We start from the raw sequence: 14,999 nt of genomic DNA, 5'->3' as shown, positions 1-14,999 counted from the left end.
CGGGCGAACGATAGCAGATCGCCCCGTCGCTACGCAGCGGTCCGCGTGTGCTCGTTGCGCAGGGATAACCTATCGCATACCATCAATTGCGACACACTGTTTCGCTGTGCAGAACAACAATTCAAATCTCACAGAAGTACGGAGAAGTCGATGTCCGCTCAACCAACCGGTCACGTGGCCCACGAGATCGCCCGTCACGGCTACCAGAACCTCCACGACCTGCTGCGCGATGCCGGCCGCGAATTCCCCGAACGCCTCGCGTTCTCCTGCGGCGACAGCCACCTGAGCTTCGCCGAGCTGGAGCGCCAGGCCGACGCCTTCGCCCGTTACCTGCGCCACCACGCCGGCCTGCAACCCGGCAACCGCCTGGCGCTGATGCTGCCCAATTCGCTGCAATACCCCATCGCCACTTTCGGTGCGCTGAAGGCCGGGGTGGTGCTGGTGAACACCAACCCGCAGTACACCGCCAGCGAGCTGCGCCACCAGTTGGCCGACTCCGGCGCCAGCGCCGTGCTCCTGCTCGACCGCCTGTTGCCGCTGTTGCGCAGCGTGCAGGCCGACTGCGAGGTACGGCAGGTGCTGCTGACCTCGATCGACGACAGCGAGCGCCCGCAATTCGACAGCGCCGAAGCCGACTGCGTACGCTTCCAGCAGGCCCTGCGCCTGGGCGCCGAGGCAGCGCCGGTAGACGCCGAGCCGGGGCTGGATCGCCTCGCGCTGCTGCAGTACACCGGCGGCACCACTGGTGTTTCCAAGGGCGCGATGCTCAGCCACCGCAGCCTGGTCGCCAACGTCACCCAGACCCTGGAGCTGTTCCTGCGCCCCGGCCTGCTGGAGCCGGCCACCGACGTGCGCATCGCGCCGCTGCCGCTCTACCACATCATGGCCTTCTCGACGAACTGCCTGTCCTCGGTGGGCATGGGCCTGCACACAGTGTTCATCCGCGACGGCCGCAACCTCGACGAGATCATCGGCGCCATGCGCCGCTACCCCTTCACCCTGATGAGCGGCATCAACACCCTGTTCGTCGGCCTGATGAACCACGCGGATTTCCCCAGCATCGACTTCAGCCACCTGAAGTGGGTGACCTCCGGCGGCGCACCGCTGAACCGCGAAGTGGGCCGGCGCTGGGAAGCGCTGACCGGTGCGCCGGTACGTGAAGGTTTCGGCCTTACCGAGGCCTCGCCGGTAGTCTCCACCGGCACGCTGCTGAGCCCGTACCGCGAAGGCTACGTCGGCCAGGCGCTGGTGGATACCGAACTGCGCACGGTGGACGAGGAGGGCAACGACACCGGCCCCGACCAGCCCGGCGAGCTGTGGCTGCGTGGCCCGCAGGTGATGCAGGGCTACTGGCAGCGCCCGGAAGAGAGCGCCCAGGTGCTGACCGCCGACGGCTGGCTGAAGACCGGCGACATCGCCGAGCTGGACGCCGACGGCATGCTGAAGATCGTCGACCGCAAGAAGGACATGATCCTGGTCTCGGGCTTCAACGTGTTCCCCAACGAAGTGGAGGACGCGGTAATGCGTCACCCCGGCGTGCGCGAGTGCGTGGCCATCGGCGTGCCGGACGAGCGCAAGGGCGAGTCGGTGAAGCTGTTCGTCAGCCTCAAGGACGAATCGCTGGCGCCGGCGCAGATCATCGCCCACTGCCGCGAGCACCTCACCGGCTACAAGGTGCCGAGCTTCGTTGAGGTCCTCGACGAGCTGCCCAAGACCAGCGTCGGCAAGTTGCTGCGCCGCCAGCTGCGCGATCTGGAACTGGCCAAAAGGACCACCGCGTGAGCACAGCGTCTATGGTTGAAGCAGGTGCGCACGACGAGACCCGCAGCATGACCGAGTCCTTCCACCGTATTGGCGTGATCGGCGCCGGGGCCATGGGCCGCGGCATCGCCCAGCTGTTCGCCAGCGCCGGGCTGCCGGTGCGCCTGTACGACAGCAACCCGCACACCGTGGAGCAGGCCCTGGCCTTCAACCGCGAGCTGCTGGAACGCGCGGTGGCCAAGGGCAAGCTTGCCCCCGAAGCACTCCGCGCGACGATGCAGCGCCTGTTGCCCACCCACAGCCTGGACGAGTTGGCCGACTGCGACCTGCTGATCGAGGCCATCCTCGAAGACCTCGGCGCCAAGCAAGCGCTGCTCGCCGAGCTGGAGAAGCGCGTGGCGCCGGAGGCCGTGCTGGCGAGCAACACCTCGTCGCTGTCGGTCACCCGCATCGCCGCGCGCTGCCAGCACCCGGAACGGGTTGCCGGCTTCCACTTCTTCAACCCGGTGACGCTGATGCGCATCGTCGAGGTGGTGCGCGGCCAGCGCACCAGCGAGTCGGTGGTGCAGCGTCTGAGCCGGCTGGCGGAGCAGGCCGGGCACTTCCCGGCGGTGTCACCGGACAGCCCCGGCTTCATCGTCAACCACGCCGGCCGCGCCTTCAGCACCGAAGCGCTGCGCATCCTCGGCGAAGGCATCGCCAGCCCCGCGCAGATCGACCGCATCCTGCGCGACGGCGTGGGCTTTCGCATGGGGCCGTTCGAGCTGCTCGACCTGACCGGCCTGGATGTCTCCCACGCGGTGATGGAGTCGCTCTACCAGCAGTTCTACCAGGACCCGCGCTACACCCCGTCGCCACTTGCCGCGCAGCGCGTCGCCGGTGGGTTGCTGGGTCGCAAGAGCGGCGAGGGCTTCTACCGCTACCACGACGGCCAGCCCGTTCGTGAAGCAGAAGAACGGTACGAAACCGTATTGCTCAACCGCCCGTACTGGCTCGACAGCCAGGACCCGGAGCTGCGCCACCGCGTCGCGGCGATCCTCACCCTCGGCGGCGTGGTGCTGGAAACCGGCGAAGCGCCGTCGTCGCGCGCCATCTGCCTGGTCACCCCGCTGGGCGTGGACGCCAGCACGCGCATCGACGCCCTCGGCCTGCCGCCGGAACGCAGCCTGGCGCTGGAAACCTTCACCGAACTGGACCGCCGCCGCGTGCTGATGCGCCAGCCGGCGCTCGACCCGCACCTTGAGGCGCAAGCGCGCCAGGCGCTGGGCAGCGACGGCGTGCCGGTGGAAGTGATCAACGATTCGCCCGGCTTTGTCAGCCAACGGGTAGTCGCCGGCATCGTCAATCTCGGCTGCGAGATCGCCCAGCGCGGCATCGCCACGCCGGTGACGCTGGACCGCGCGGTGCAACTGGCGCTGGGTTACCCCTTCGGCCCGCTGGCCTTCGGCGAGCATTACGGCGCCGTGCGCATTCTCACCATCCTCCAGGGCCTGCAGGCCTGCTACGGCGAGGCCCGCTACCGGCCCAGCCCCTGGCTGCGCCGCCGCGTACAGCTGGACCTCCCGCTGCACAGCCCCGACCGCGCGGAGTGATACCCCGGCGGCGGTGATCGTTTTCTGTCCGCTGGCGCTAACCGTCAGCGCGGCGCTCTGGAGCACCCTGGCCGGCGCCATGCCAACAAGAACAACGAGGAACACGACATGCGCCACTGGCTGCCCGCACTCGCCCTGCTTCCCCTGCTCGCCGGCCACGCCTGGGCCGCCGCACCGACGCCGCCGCAAGCCCGCGACCTGGCCGAGCAGGCTTATCTGTTCGCCTACGCCACCGCCGAACACGGCAAGACCTTGCAGGCGCTGGCCGCCAAGCTGCCGGTCAATTACCTGTACAACAAGACCGCGCTGCTCGGGCCGGAAGACCGCACCGTGGTGTCGCCGAACAACGACACGCTCTACTCCTACGCACTGCTCGACCTGCGCGAACACCCGGTGGTGCTCAGCGTGCCCGCCGTGCCGCAGCGTTACTACAGCTTCCAGCTGATCGACATGCGCACCAACAACCTCGACTACATCGGCACCCGCGCCACCGGCCGCGAGGCCGGCAGCTTCCTGATCGCCGGGCCCGACTGGGATGGCAAGACACCTGAGGATTTCCACGGCAAGGTGATCCGCTCGCCCAGCCGCATCCTGTTCCTCCTCGGGCGCACGGCGGTCGACGGCGAAGCCGATCTGGCCGCCGCCAAGGCGGTGATGGACGGCTACAAGTTGCGCAGCACCAAACCGACCTTGCTGCCGCACAAGATGGACGTGCCCGAGTACCTGCCGACCAAGGAAGGCCCGGCGGAAAACACCTTCATCGACTTCAACGGCCTCTCGGCCTGGCATGCCTGGAGCGCCGACGAGCAGGAGCGCCTGAAACAGTTCGCGCAGATCGGCGTGGGCACCGGCAAACCCTTCGATGCCAAACAGCTGCCGGCGGACATTGCCCAGGCAGTGGAGCAGGGCGCCGAGGACGGGCGCGCGAAGATTCGCGCCGCCACCGAGCGCTTCGGCGCCCCGGTCAATGGCTGGCAGAACTCCCCGACCAACATCGGCCATTACGGCAGCGACGACCTGACCCGCTCGGCCGTGGCCTGGAAATACCTCTATGCCAACGACCCGGCGGAGGCGATGTACCCGATCACCCGCGTCGACGCCAGCGGCCAGCCGCTGGATGGCAGCCGCGCCTACCGCCTGCACTTCGCCCCTGGCCAACTGCCGCCGGTGGACGCCTTCTGGTCGGTCACCCTGTACGACGGCAAGACCCAGATGCTTTCGGCCAACCCGCTCAACCGCTACGCCATCAACAGCGCCAGCGGCCTGAAGCCGGATGCCGACGGCGGCCTGACCCTGACCCTCCAGCACGCCCAGCCCGCCAGCACCGACAACTGGCTGCCCGCGCCACAGGGCCCGTTCAACCTGATCCTGCGCCTGTACCTGCCGCAGGAAAAAGCGCTCAAGGGCGACTACCAGCCGCCCGCCGTACAGCCCATCGCCGTCAAGGAGTAAGGCATGAATCCGACCCTGACCCGCCGCCGCTTCCTCGGCGCCAGCGGTGCGCTCGGCTTCGGCCTGGGTTGCACACCGAACTGGCTGCTGGCCGCCCCGCTTGAGCTGGAGAGCGACCCCGCTGTGTTCCAGGACATCGTCCGCCAGGCGTGGATCTACGCCTACCCGATGCTGATGCACTACCAGACGATGCAGAAGCAGGTGCTGAACCCGGCGTCGCCGGAGTACGTCGGCGGCTTCGGCGTGTTCCGCCACTACAGCGAGCTGTACACCCCGAAGAACCGCGACATCGTCACGCCGAACAACGACACCCCCTACTCCTGGGCCTGGCTCGACCTGCGCGCCGAACCCTGGGTGCTCAGCGTTCCCGCCGTGGGCGAAGACCGCTACTACGTGCACCAGCTGGTGGACCAGTACACCTTCAACTTCGGCTATGTCGGCGTGCTCAGCACCGGCCGCGAGGCGGGCGACTACCTGATCGCCGGGCCCGACTGGCAGGGCACGACGCCAGCCGGTATCCGTCAGGTACTGCGCAGTGAAACGCAGATCGCCATGCTGCTGGGCCGCACCGGCCTGCGCGACGCCGATGACCTGCCCGCCGTGCGCAAACTCCAGCAGCAGTACCGCCTGCGGCCGCTGCACGCGTTCGCCGGCAGCGCAGCGCCCGCGCCCGCTGAGGCGGTGGGATGGCTGCCCTGGGAACTGCCCCGCGACCTCGGCCCCGGCTTCATTGCGCACCTGAACCAGATTCTCGCCTGCTGCCCGGTGGACCCGAGCGAGGTCGAACTGCGCCAGCGTTTCACCCGTGTCGGCATCGGTGCAGGGTTGGCGTTCAATCCGGCGGTGCTCAGCCCGGCACAGCGCCAGGCGTTGGGCGCGGGCATCCAGCAGGGCGTGGCGGAGCTGAAGGCCAGGGGCGCCACGCTGCGCTCCTCCGCCGGGTTGTTCGGCAGCCGCGCGGCGATGCACAACGACTACCTGAGCCGCGCCGTGGCAGCGGCCAGCGGCATCTACGGCAACAGCGTGGAGGAGGCGATCTACCTGGGCAGCCGCCTGGACAGCGCGCAACGGCCGCTGCAGGGCGGGCAGCGCTACCGGCTGCGCTTCGCACCGGGGCAGCTGCCGCCGGCCAGGGAGTTCTGGTCGATGACGCTCTACGACCTGCCCGACCGCCAACTGGTGGACAACTCCCTCCAGCGCTACTGCCTGAGCAGCCGCGACCCGCTGCTACGCGATGCCGATGGCGGGGTGACGTTGTACATCCAGGCCGACTCGCCCGGTCAGGAGCACGAGGCGAACTGGCTGCCCTCGACGCGGCAGGGGCCTTTCAACCTGATCCTGCGCATTTACGGGCCGGAGCAGCGGGTGGTGGGCGGCGAGTGGCAGATGCCGGGGATCGAGCGGGTCTGACAGGGCGCTCCTGCATGAAGGTCTGTGCAACGACCGGCCCTCACCCTAACCCTGGCTGCGCGCCCCGCTCAGAGGGAGAGGGCTGGGGTGAGGGGGAAAGTCCCCACGCCATCGTCACGGGCCGATTCGCGAGCAAGCTCGCTCCTACGAAGAGCCGCTGCGGCATACCTGTAGGAGCGAGGGGACGCCAGCGTCATTGCTCGCGAACCAACCCCAGCGAAGAAATTACCGGAAGCTGACGAACCCGCCCGCCTTGAGCGTCTCCAACGCCGCCTTGCGCTCCGCCAGCGGCAACGCGCCGAGCTTCTCCACCCGCGCATAGAACGCCGGCCAGTTGCCGCCGACCTGGGCGAACAACGCGGCGAAAGCCGGCACCCACTGGTCGTAGAGGCCAAAGGGCAGCAGCTTGGCGTTGTTCAGCGAGCCGTTGACCCAGGCGTCGAAAGGCGCCTTGCCACCCCAGTCCCGATCACGCATCTGCGCATAGTCGTGGCGCAGGCGCTCGAACTCGGCCTGCTTGCCGGCACGCTTTTCCGCGTCGCTGCGCGGGCTGGCGTAAAGCGCCTGCAAGCGCTCGCGGGTATCGAGCACCAGCTGGGTGAAGCGCTTGCGCTGCTCCTCCAGCAGCGGCGAGTCATCCGCCAGGTGGCGCGCGGCGCGCCAGCGGCGGCCGCCTTCCGCTTGGACGAAGGAGGCGTAGGACTCATTGAACGCGGTATCGCCCGGCAGGTAGAACTTCTGGTGCGCCAGCTCGTGGAAGATCGTCTCGGCCAGGCGCTGGTCGCCCCAGCGCAGCATGCTGCTGAGGATCGGGTCATCGAACCAGCCGAGGGTCGAATAGGCCTCCACGCCGCCGACGTAGACATCCAGCCCCTGCTCCTTCAGGCGCTTCGCCTCGGCCTGCGCACCGACGTCGCCGTAATAACCGCGATAGGCCACGCAGCCGGCGATGGGGAAGCAGTGGGTGAGCGGCTGCAACGACAGCTCGGGCGTGGCGAACACGTTCCACACCACGTTGGGCCGGTGGATATCGGCGTACAGGCGATAGCTCTGGTTGTCCGGCAGGCCCAGCTCGGCGCTGGCGAAGTCACGGGCCTCCTGGGACAGCTCCAGGCGCTGGCGCAACGCAGGGTCGCGGGCGGGGTCGGCGACCACCTCGGCCACCGGCTCGCGGGCGGCGAGCAGGCGCACTTGGCCGTCCGCCAACTGGCCGTAATAGCCCACCGTGGAGCAACCGCTCAGCGCCCAGATCGCCACGCAGGGAACCCAGCGGCACAGGCGGCGGTCGAGTGTCGGGATAAGAAGACGGAAGGGCATGCGCGGAACATAGCACAGGGCCTGCTCCGCTCGCTGCCGCCCCACTCGACCCAGGAGCCACCCCGATGCGCACCCTTCTCCTACCTGCCGGCCTGCTCGCCCTGAGCGGCTGTTCCATGCTGATGCCCCAGCCGGACCCGAACCGCGCCTGGGTCGACCTGAACACCAACAGCCAGAGCGACCTGGCGGCCCTGCAAGTGGACAGCAAGGAGTGGCCCAGTACCCGCTACTTCGAGGTCGACCCGGGCTCCCATGAGTTGCGCGTGCGCTTCCAGTTCCAGGTCGAACCGGGGGACATCGGCCCGGTGGACGAGGCGCTGTGGCGTGATTGCGAGATGACCGTGCAGTACAAGGATTTCAGCGCCGGCCAGCGCTATCGCCTGGAGACCGGCAGCATCGGCTTCCGCCCCTGGGCCAAGCTCTACGACGCCCAGGGCGGTGAGATCGCCCGCGGCCGCGAACGGGGCTGCGCGAAAGCCTGAGCGGGGTATGCTGTGGGATGAGCCCATCCCACGGTGAACTTCCATGCGCCCGCGTTACCTGCCCGGCTTCCTTCCCCTGAGCTTCGCCCTGCTGGGCGGCTGCGCCAGCCCGCTGCCGGCCCACGACCCGCAGATGGCCTGGGTCGACCTCTACACCACGCCGGGCAAGACCCTGATGGCCGAGCGCCTCGACGGCAAATCGGTGAACGACGGGCGCTTCTACCAGGTGACACCGGGACGCCACGAGCTGGTGGTGCGCTTCCAGTACGAGGTTTCCAGCGGCGGCGGCATGGGCCAGATGACCGACCCTTCGGAGCTGACCTGCCGGGTCAAGGTGACCTACGACGATTTCGCCGCCGGCCAGCGCTACCGGCTGGAGCTGCGCCCGCAATTGCGCAGCGCCCTGGCATTGCTGACCGACAGTGACGGCAAGCTGGTAGCGAAGACGGACTTCCAGGGCGCGGTGCGCTGCGGGCCGTTCTAGCGGCAGCAACACTGCACAGCCGAGGGTTTCGTAGGAGCGGACTTTGTCCGCGATTGGCCTCAGGCGCGCGCGGAACTCATCGCGGACGGAGTCCGCTCCTACGCGATCACGAAGCCTGGCGCGAACTCAGCCGTCATTCTTCTGGTAGATGATCCGCCGCTTGCCGTTGTCGCAGGTGCCGACCACCATGCTCGGGTCCTTCACCTCGGCCTTGTCCACGATCTCCAGGGTGTAGGAGGTCACTCCGGCGGCCTGGATCTTGGTCTCGATCTCGGCCTTGAGCTCCTCGCACGGCTTCACTGCCGACCAGCTCGCGCCGCTCGCCAGCAGGAGCGCCACGCCCGTCGCTACGGCCCACTTCATCGTCGTCATCACAGTCCCTCGTCAAAGCCCCACGCCGGGGCGCTCTATCCTAACGGTGGACCGCAGCCGCCGGACAGAGTGCCGCGCAGGCTCATTCGAGAGTGGCGTCGAGGGTGATGCGTGCGGTGAGCAGCTTCGATTGTCTTGCCCTGAAATAGGTTTACGCCTTTCAGGGCAAGTTCCGGCCCTCAGAACGCTCGCGCACCGCACTTTGCTGCTGCGGGAAAACGCTTTCGTAGGATGGGTGGAGCGCAGCGATACCCATCGATGGGAGTGCGCAGGGCAGCATGGATATCGCAAGCTCCACCCATCCTACGTTCGTGCTCCGCCGTGATTTCAGTATGAGCGGAGCCCGGTTGCAGGCTGGGTCCGCTTGTGCCTGTAAAGCTCGATAAGATCGGAGGCGAGAGGTTCGCAAGCAAGCTCGCTCCTACAAAAAGCCCGCCCCAAAAACCATGAAAAAGGCCGGGCCCCTCGTGGGTACCCGGCCTGCCGGCGGTCGCCGGGAATCACTTCGAATAGACGATTTCCTTGGTGCCGCCTTCGCAGGTGCCGACGACTTGCTTGCCGCCCGCGCTACCCTTGTCGACGACCTCCAGGTTGAAGGAGGCCACGCCCTTGGCCTTGATCTTCGCCTCGATTTCCGACTTCAGCTCTTCGCACGGCTTGCCGGCGGCAAAGGCATTGCCAGCCAGGGCGAAGACCCCCACAGCGATCAGAAACTTCTTCATCGGTAACGCTCCCTCGTCGTTCACAGGAAAAGGCCCGAACGGGCCGGAAAACCGGGCTACCCCGGTACGCACGACCACACGCCACGCCAACATGGAGAAGGCGCGTGACAAAAGAGCCGCGTGACAAAAAAAGCTCGCGCCGTTCGCGATCTAGCTGTTGGCGATCTTGAAGCCGACCTTGATGGTCACCTGGTAATGCCCCACGGCGCCATTCTCGATGTGCCCACGGGTATCCACCACCTCGAACCACTCCAGGAAGTCGATGCTCTTGGCCGCTTCGGCCAGGGCGTTGTTGATCGCATCCTCGATGCTGGTGCGCGAGGAGCCGACCAGCTCGATCTTCTTGTAGGTGTGGTGATTGGACATAGCCTCTCTCCTCAGCTCATGGCGCCGCACAAGCAAAATGCCAGCGTGCCTAATGGACAGTAGTAGAGGGGTTGACCCAGGGCAAACGGCCCGGTTCAGACTTTACGCCCGGCCGTTCAGCTCGGCCTGCAGCCAGCGCGCCAGGCGCTCGGCGCGCGGGTCGGCACGGCGTTCGGGCACCCACAGCGCCAGCCGCTCGGTGGTTTCGACGAAGCCCCAGGGCGCGGCCAAGCGACCGGCGGCGAGGTCGTCGGCCACCAGTTGCTGCGGGGCGATGGCCACGCCCAGGCCGGCCACGGCGGCTTCCAGCAGGTAATAGAGGTGCTCGAAGCCCTGGCCGAGCGTCAGGCGCGCAGGGTCCAGGCCGTGGCGCGCCGCCCATTCCGGCCAGGCTTGCGGACGCGACACGGTGTGCAGCAGCGCTTCGCCCAGCAGCGCCTCGGCCGGCGCCTCGCGCAGTTGCTCGAAGCGCGCCGAACGCGGGCTGAGCACCGGGCCGATGCTTTCCACCGCCAGTTCCAGCACGCGCATGTCCGCCGGCCACGGCGGCGCGGCGAAACACAGGGTGGCGTCGAGCCCGCCACGGCGCGGGTCGAGGTCGCCGTCGCTGGCGGAAAGTTGCAGGCGCAGGTCCGGCAGGTCGCGGTTCAGGCGATCCAGGCGCGGGATGAACCAGCGGGCGAGCAAACTGCCGGGGCAACCCAGGACGAAGGGCGCGTCGCCGCCGGCCTGACGCCGAAGCTCGGCGCAGACGGCGCGCAGGCGCTCGAAGGAGTCGCTGGCCACCTCGCTCAGGCGAACGCCGGCATCGGTGAGTTTTACGCCGCGCCCTTCCTTGACGAACAGGGTCACGCCCAGCTCTTCTTCCAGCAGCCGAATCTGCCGGCTGATCGCCCCGTGGGTGACGCTCAGCTCGTCGGCCGCTGCGCTCATGCCGCGCAGGCGGGCGGCAGCTTCGAAGGCACGCAGGGCATTGAGTGGCGGAAGGTCTCGGCTCATGGCGATCAATCCGTGAGTTTTCCTTACAGGTTGTGGCGATCTTATCGCTTTTCCCCGTCCTCACACAGCCGTATCCTGATGCTCATTCGTAGGAGCGGACTCTGTCCGCGATCGCCCCCAGCCGGCACCTGCTTCACGACCCACGCCGTAGGGCGCATAACCTGGAACAGGTTATCCGCCAAGCCATTCGCGGCGGATAACGCCGGCGCGTTATGCGCCCTACGAAAATTCACGCGGCAGTGCCCCAGGGCCTTGCCGCCAAGAGACCCAAGGAGCCTTCCCATGTCCACACTGCGCACCGGTCCAGACGCCAAAGGCCTGTTCGGCAGCTTCGGCGGCCAATACGTCGCCGAGACCCTGATGCCGCTGATCCACGACCTGGCCCGCGAGTACGAGAAGGCCAAGGACGATCCGGAGTTCCAGAAGGAGCTCGCCTACTTCCAGAGCGACTACGTCGGCCGCCCGAGCCCGCTGTACTTCGCCGAGCGCCTGACCGAGCACTGCGGCGGCGCGAAGATTTACCTGAAGCGCGAAGAGCTGAACCACACCGGCGCGCACAAGATCAACAACTGCATCGGCCAGATCCTCCTGGCCAAGCGCATGGGCAAGAAACGCATCATCGCCGAGACCGGCGCCGGCATGCACGGCGTGGCGACCGCCACCGTGGCCGCGCGTTTCGGCATGGAATGCGTGATCTTCATGGGCACCACCGACATCGATCGCCAGCAGGCCAACGTGTTCCGCATGAAGCTGCTGGGCGCCGAGGTGATCCCGGTGGTCTCCGGCACCGGCACCCTGAAGGACGCGATGAACGAAGCGCTGCGCGACTGGGTGACCAACGTGCACAACACCTTCTACCTGATCGGCACCGTGGCCGGCCCGCACCCGTACCCGGCGATGGTCCGCGACTTCCAGGCGGTGATCGGCAAGGAAACCCGCGAACAGCTGGCCGAGAAGGAAGGGCGCCTGCCCGATTCGCTGGTGGCCTGCATCGGCGGCGGCTCCAACGCCATGGGCCTGTTCCACCCGTTCCTCGATGACGCCAGCGTGAAGATCATCGGCGTCGAAGCTGCCGGCCACGGCATCGAGACCGGCAAGCACGCCGCCAGCCTGAACGGCGGCGTACCGGGCGTGCTGCACGGCAACCGCACTTTCCTGTTGCAGGACGAGGACGGCCAGATCATCGACGCGCACTCCATCTCCGCCGGCCTGGACTACCCCGGCATCGGCCCGGAACACGCCTGGCTGCATGACATCGGCCGCGTCGAGTACACCTCGATCACCGACCACGAAGCCCTCGACGCCTTCCACCAGTGCTGCCGCCTGGAAGGCATCATCCCGGCGCTGGAGTCCTCCCACGCGCTGGCCGAAGTCTTCAAGCGCGCGCCGAGCCTGCCCAAGGACCACATCATGGTGGTGAACCTGTCCGGTCGTGGCGACAAGGACATGCAGACCGTCATGCACCACATGCAACAGGAGCCGCAAGCATGAGCCGCCTGCAGACCCGCTTCGCCGAACTCAAAGAGCAGAACCGCGCCGCCCTGGTGACCTTCATCACCGCTGGCGATCCGGGCTACTCGACCTCGCTGGACATCCTCAAGGGCCTGCCCGAAGCCGGCGCCGACGTGATCGAACTGGGCATGCCGTTCACCGACCCGATGGCCGACGGCCCGGCGATCCAGCTGGCCAACATCCGCGCCCTGGGCAACGGCCAGAACCTGGTCAAGACGCTGAAGATGGTTCGCGAATTCCGCCAGGACAACACCACCACGCCGCTGGTGTTGATGGGCTATTTCAACCCGATCCACTACTACGGCGTGGACAAGTTCATCGCCGACGCGAAAGAGGCCGGCGTCGACGGCCTGATCGTGGTGGACCTGCCGCCCGAGCACAACGAAGACCTCTGCCACCCGGCCCAGGCCGCGGGCATCGACTTCATCCGCCTGACCACCCCGACCACCGACGACCAGCGCCTGCCGACCGTCCTCAACGGCAGCTCGGGCTTCGTCTACTACGTCTCGGTGGCCGGTGTGACCGGCGCCGGCGCGGCGACCCTGGACCACGTCGAGGAAGCCGTGGCACGCCTGCGTCGCCACACCGACCTGCCAGTGTCCATCGGCTTCGGCATCCGCACCCCGGAACACGCGGCGAGCATCGCCCGCCTGGCCGATGGCGTGGTGGTGGGCTCGGCGCTGATCGACAAGATCGCCGAAGCCACCAGCTCCGCCGACGCGGTGCAGAGCGTGCTCGGCCTGTGCCGCCAGCTAGCCGAGGGCGTGCGCAACGCTCGATGATAGCCTCGATCCGCTCCGCGCAGGATGGCGTGAAGCGAAGCGATATCCATCCTACGTACTGATAGCGGCGACGCTCGATCATCTTTCTGTAGGAGCGAGCTTGCTCGCGAACAGATCTCGCCGGCAGCTTCGATGTTGGGCGGGTTCGCGAGCAAGCTCGCTCCTACAAGGTCAGCACCCAGAAAAAAGCCCGGCGAATGCCGGGCTTTTTCGTTGCAGGCGCGGCTTATTCCACGCTTTCTTCCTGCGGCTCTTCTGCCACGCCAGCGGCGCCGCCACCCAGGCCCAGGCCTTGTGCCGAGCCCATGGCGAAGGCCATGAATTCCGGCACGCTCATGTCCTTGCCGTTGAACTTCACCTGGTCGTTGGCGTAGGCCAGCGAACTGGACAGCGCGTTGCCGTCGAGCACCGCCCACTGCGAGTTCAGGGCCATGCCGCTGAACAGGTCGGTCATCGCATCGGACTGCTGCTTGAGCGCCACCGGGTCGACGCTGCCAGCGGCTTCGCCCCCCAGCGAACCCTGCAGGGCGACGATGTCGCCGATCACCGCCTTGTCCACCTTCAGGTCGGCCTTGAGCGCGGCCAGGATGCTGCGGGCCATTTCATCGGGAGTCGCCGCTGCGGCGTTGGGCTTGCGCAGGTCGACCGACAGGGAGGCCTTGGCCACACCATGGGGGGTCTGCAGCGACAGCTCGTCCAGCGACAGCACCGGCGAGCCTTCCAGCAGGGCCAGGCCGAGGCGCTTGAGCTCCTCCTCCTGCGCCGGGGTCAGCTCGGTGCTTTCCAGGCTGTCCAGGGCCATCTTGTTGTAGGACTCCTTGAAGGTCTTGAGCACGCCTTCATCGAGATTGCGCAGGCTCAGGTCGAGCTTCACGCCGCCGATTTCCCGGCCCTGCACCACGACCTTGCCGATGCGGTAGGAGATGCTCTGGTCCAGGCCCTTGCCGCCCTGCTTGAGCACTTCCTCGACCACGGCGTCACGCAGCTCGACTTCCGGCGCGCCCGAGGACTGGATGTGCAGGCTCTTGATGGTGGCGGAGCTGGGGCCCAGGGCGAAGCCGTTGGCGTTTTCCTTCTTGTCGCCCTGCATGCCCAGGTCGCGCAGTTGCACGCGCGCCGGCTGGCCGCTGTTCTCGTCGGTGAAGTCGAGGTCGATCTCGGCGAGGTTGCCCGCGGCGGTCACGTTCTTCCTGTCACTGGAAACGCTGAAGGTCACCTTGGCCGGGGACAGGCGCAGCTTGTCGCTGTCCTTGGCAAACTCCAGGGCGGCAGTTTCGACGCTGCCTTCCTGCTTCTGGTCGTAGTGGATAGTCAGCTCGCCCGAGAGCGGGGCCTTGCCGCCGGCGGCGGTGAACAGCGGAGCGGTGAGCTCGTTCTGCTCCAGGGCGAAATGGCTCTGCGCCATGACCGGCGCCAGCTTGCCGGAAGCCAGGCGCGAGGCCGGGAAGGGGCCGTGCTCCAGACGATCGGTGAAGACCAGGGTCTGCGGCTCCTCGCCTTCCTTGCCGGTGAAGGTCAGGTTGTAGCGCGCGGAGCTGGAGAACAGGCCGCGCTGGATGTCCACCAGGGTCAGGTAGGCGCCCAGGCCGGGGGCTTCCTGCTTGAACAGTTCGTTGGCTTCGGTGATGCCGCGGTTCACTTCCTGCTCGACGCGGCTGCCGGTGTACCAGGCGCCGGCAGCGGCGGCGCCGACGATGACAACGGGAATGGCGATGGCCAGGGCGGTCTTCTTCATGCTGAGTCCTTTC

At 67.4% G+C, this 14,999-nt stretch carries 14 protein-coding genes; 8 read left to right on the top strand and 6 right to left on the bottom strand.

Annotated features, from left to right (window positions below; translation table 11 throughout):
• Positions 1-150: 150 nt before the first annotated feature.
• The 4 genes from CTR55_RS14635 (at position 151) to CTR55_RS14620 (ending at position 6,215) form a co-directional block, all read left to right on the top strand.
• Entirely contained in the window at positions 151-1,782 is a 1,632-nt protein-coding gene (locus tag CTR55_RS14635; protein ID WP_296287233.1) for an AMP-binding protein, read from the top strand.
• Between the two features lie 47 nt (positions 1,783-1,829).
• The gene (locus CTR55_RS14630; RefSeq protein WP_296287231.1) at positions 1,830-3,353 is read left to right on the top strand and encodes a 3-hydroxyacyl-CoA dehydrogenase; all 1,524 of its coding nucleotides are present in this window, start codon (positions 1,830-1,832) and stop codon (positions 3,351-3,353) included.
• Positions 3,354-3,461: 108 nt separating this feature from the next.
• Complete coding sequence (locus tag CTR55_RS14625) at positions 3,462-4,805, top strand: DUF1254 domain-containing protein (protein WP_296287229.1); 1,344 nt, start codon at positions 3,462-3,464, stop codon at positions 4,803-4,805.
• A 3-nt stretch (positions 4,806-4,808) separates the two neighbouring features.
• On the top strand, positions 4,809-6,215 hold the full coding sequence (locus CTR55_RS14620) for a DUF1254 domain-containing protein (RefSeq protein ID WP_296287228.1): 1,407 nt from the start codon (positions 4,809-4,811) through the stop codon (positions 6,213-6,215).
• A gap of 225 nt (positions 6,216-6,440) precedes the next feature.
• Here the strand turns inward: CTR55_RS14620 and CTR55_RS14615 are convergent, their stop codons facing one another.
• The gene (locus CTR55_RS14615) at positions 6,441-7,532 is read right to left on the bottom strand and encodes an aminopeptidase (protein ID WP_296287227.1); all 1,092 of its coding nucleotides are present in this window, start codon (positions 7,530-7,532) and stop codon (positions 6,441-6,443) included.
• Positions 7,533-7,597: 65 nt separating this feature from the next.
• Here CTR55_RS14615 and CTR55_RS14610 point away from each other — a divergent pair, with 65 nt between their 5' ends.
• On the top strand, positions 7,598-8,014 hold the full coding sequence (locus tag CTR55_RS14610; protein ID WP_296287225.1) for a hypothetical protein: 417 nt from the start codon (positions 7,598-7,600) through the stop codon (positions 8,012-8,014).
• Positions 8,015-8,057: 43 nt separating this feature from the next.
• Entirely contained in the window at positions 8,058-8,498 is a 441-nt protein-coding gene (locus CTR55_RS14605) for a hypothetical protein (RefSeq protein ID WP_296287223.1), read from the top strand.
• 126 nt (positions 8,499-8,624) lie between these two features.
• Here CTR55_RS14605 and CTR55_RS14600 read toward each other — a convergent pair whose 3' ends face one another.
• The 4 genes from CTR55_RS14600 to CTR55_RS14585 all read right to left on the bottom strand — a co-directional run bounded on the left by CTR55_RS14600 (position 8,625) and on the right by CTR55_RS14585 (position 10,957).
• Complete coding sequence (locus tag CTR55_RS14600) at positions 8,625-8,861, bottom strand: DUF1161 domain-containing protein (protein ID WP_296287984.1); 237 nt, start codon at positions 8,859-8,861, stop codon at positions 8,625-8,627.
• Between the two features lie 509 nt (positions 8,862-9,370).
• On the bottom strand, positions 9,371-9,592 hold the full coding sequence (locus CTR55_RS14595) for a DUF1161 domain-containing protein (RefSeq protein ID WP_296287221.1): 222 nt from the start codon (positions 9,590-9,592) through the stop codon (positions 9,371-9,373).
• A gap of 150 nt (positions 9,593-9,742) precedes the next feature.
• A complete protein-coding gene (locus CTR55_RS14590) occupies positions 9,743-9,958 on the bottom strand; it encodes a dodecin (RefSeq protein ID WP_152218804.1) in 216 nt (71 codons plus the stop codon).
• Positions 9,959-10,060: 102 nt separating this feature from the next.
• Complete coding sequence (locus tag CTR55_RS14585) at positions 10,061-10,957, bottom strand: LysR family transcriptional regulator (RefSeq protein WP_296287217.1); 897 nt, start codon at positions 10,955-10,957, stop codon at positions 10,061-10,063.
• A gap of 282 nt (positions 10,958-11,239) precedes the next feature.
• Between CTR55_RS14585 and trpB the strand changes: the two genes are divergently transcribed.
• Positions 11,240-12,448, top strand: a complete 1,209-nt coding sequence (gene trpB / locus CTR55_RS14580; RefSeq protein WP_296287216.1) for a tryptophan synthase subunit beta — start codon at positions 11,240-11,242, stop codon at positions 12,446-12,448.
• Positions 12,445-13,251 carry a tryptophan synthase subunit alpha gene (gene trpA, locus CTR55_RS14575; protein WP_296287214.1) on the top strand — a complete coding sequence of 269 codons (807 nt, stop codon included), beginning with the start codon at positions 12,445-12,447 and terminating at the stop codon, positions 13,249-13,251. Before trpB ends, trpA begins: the two co-directional genes overlap by 4 nt.
• Positions 13,252-13,477: 226 nt before the next feature.
• Here the strand turns inward: trpA and CTR55_RS14570 are convergent, their stop codons facing one another.
• A complete protein-coding gene (locus CTR55_RS14570) occupies positions 13,478-14,986 on the bottom strand; it encodes a YdgA family protein (RefSeq protein ID WP_296287212.1) in 1,509 nt (502 codons plus the stop codon).
• Between the last annotated feature and the right edge of the window lie 13 nt (positions 14,987-14,999).

Origin of the sequence: Pseudomonas sp., from assembly GCF_002796985.1 — a bacterium.
In the GTDB taxonomy this organism is placed as follows: Bacteria; Pseudomonadota; Gammaproteobacteria; order Pseudomonadales; family Pseudomonadaceae; genus Pseudomonas.
The sequence above is the reverse complement of the archived record's forward strand: the minus strand, read 5'-3'. Positions and strand labels throughout refer to the sequence as shown.

Coding starts and splice junctions, on each gene's coding strand:
- CTR55_RS14635 (WP_296287233.1), top strand. CDS start 151: ATGTCCGCTCAACCAACCGGTCACGTGGCCCACGAGATCGCCCGTCAC.
- CTR55_RS14630 (WP_296287231.1), top strand. CDS start 1,830: ATGACCGAGTCCTTCCACCGTATTGGCGTGATCGGCGCCGGGGCCATG.
- CTR55_RS14625 (WP_296287229.1), top strand. CDS start 3,462: ATGCGCCACTGGCTGCCCGCACTCGCCCTGCTTCCCCTGCTCGCCGGC.
- CTR55_RS14620 (WP_296287228.1), top strand. CDS start 4,809: ATGAATCCGACCCTGACCCGCCGCCGCTTCCTCGGCGCCAGCGGTGCG.
- CTR55_RS14615 (WP_296287227.1), bottom strand. CDS start 7,532: ATGCCCTTCCGTCTTCTTATCCCGACACTCGACCGCCGCCTGTGCCGC.
- CTR55_RS14610 (WP_296287225.1), top strand. CDS start 7,598: ATGCGCACCCTTCTCCTACCTGCCGGCCTGCTCGCCCTGAGCGGCTGT.
- CTR55_RS14605 (WP_296287223.1), top strand. CDS start 8,058: ATGCGCCCGCGTTACCTGCCCGGCTTCCTTCCCCTGAGCTTCGCCCTG.
- CTR55_RS14600 (WP_296287984.1), bottom strand. CDS start 8,861: ATGAAGTGGGCCGTAGCGACGGGCGTGGCGCTCCTGCTGGCGAGCGGC.
- CTR55_RS14595 (WP_296287221.1), bottom strand. CDS start 9,592: ATGAAGAAGTTTCTGATCGCTGTGGGGGTCTTCGCCCTGGCTGGCAAT.
- CTR55_RS14590 (WP_152218804.1), bottom strand. CDS start 9,958: ATGTCCAATCACCACACCTACAAGAAGATCGAGCTGGTCGGCTCCTCG.
- CTR55_RS14585 (WP_296287217.1), bottom strand. CDS start 10,957: ATGAGCCGAGACCTTCCGCCACTCAATGCCCTGCGTGCCTTCGAAGCT.
- trpB (WP_296287216.1), top strand. CDS start 11,240: ATGTCCACACTGCGCACCGGTCCAGACGCCAAAGGCCTGTTCGGCAGC.
- trpA (WP_296287214.1), top strand. CDS start 12,445: ATGAGCCGCCTGCAGACCCGCTTCGCCGAACTCAAAGAGCAGAACCGC.
- CTR55_RS14570 (WP_296287212.1), bottom strand. CDS start 14,986: ATGAAGAAGACCGCCCTGGCCATCGCCATTCCCGTTGTCATCGTCGGC.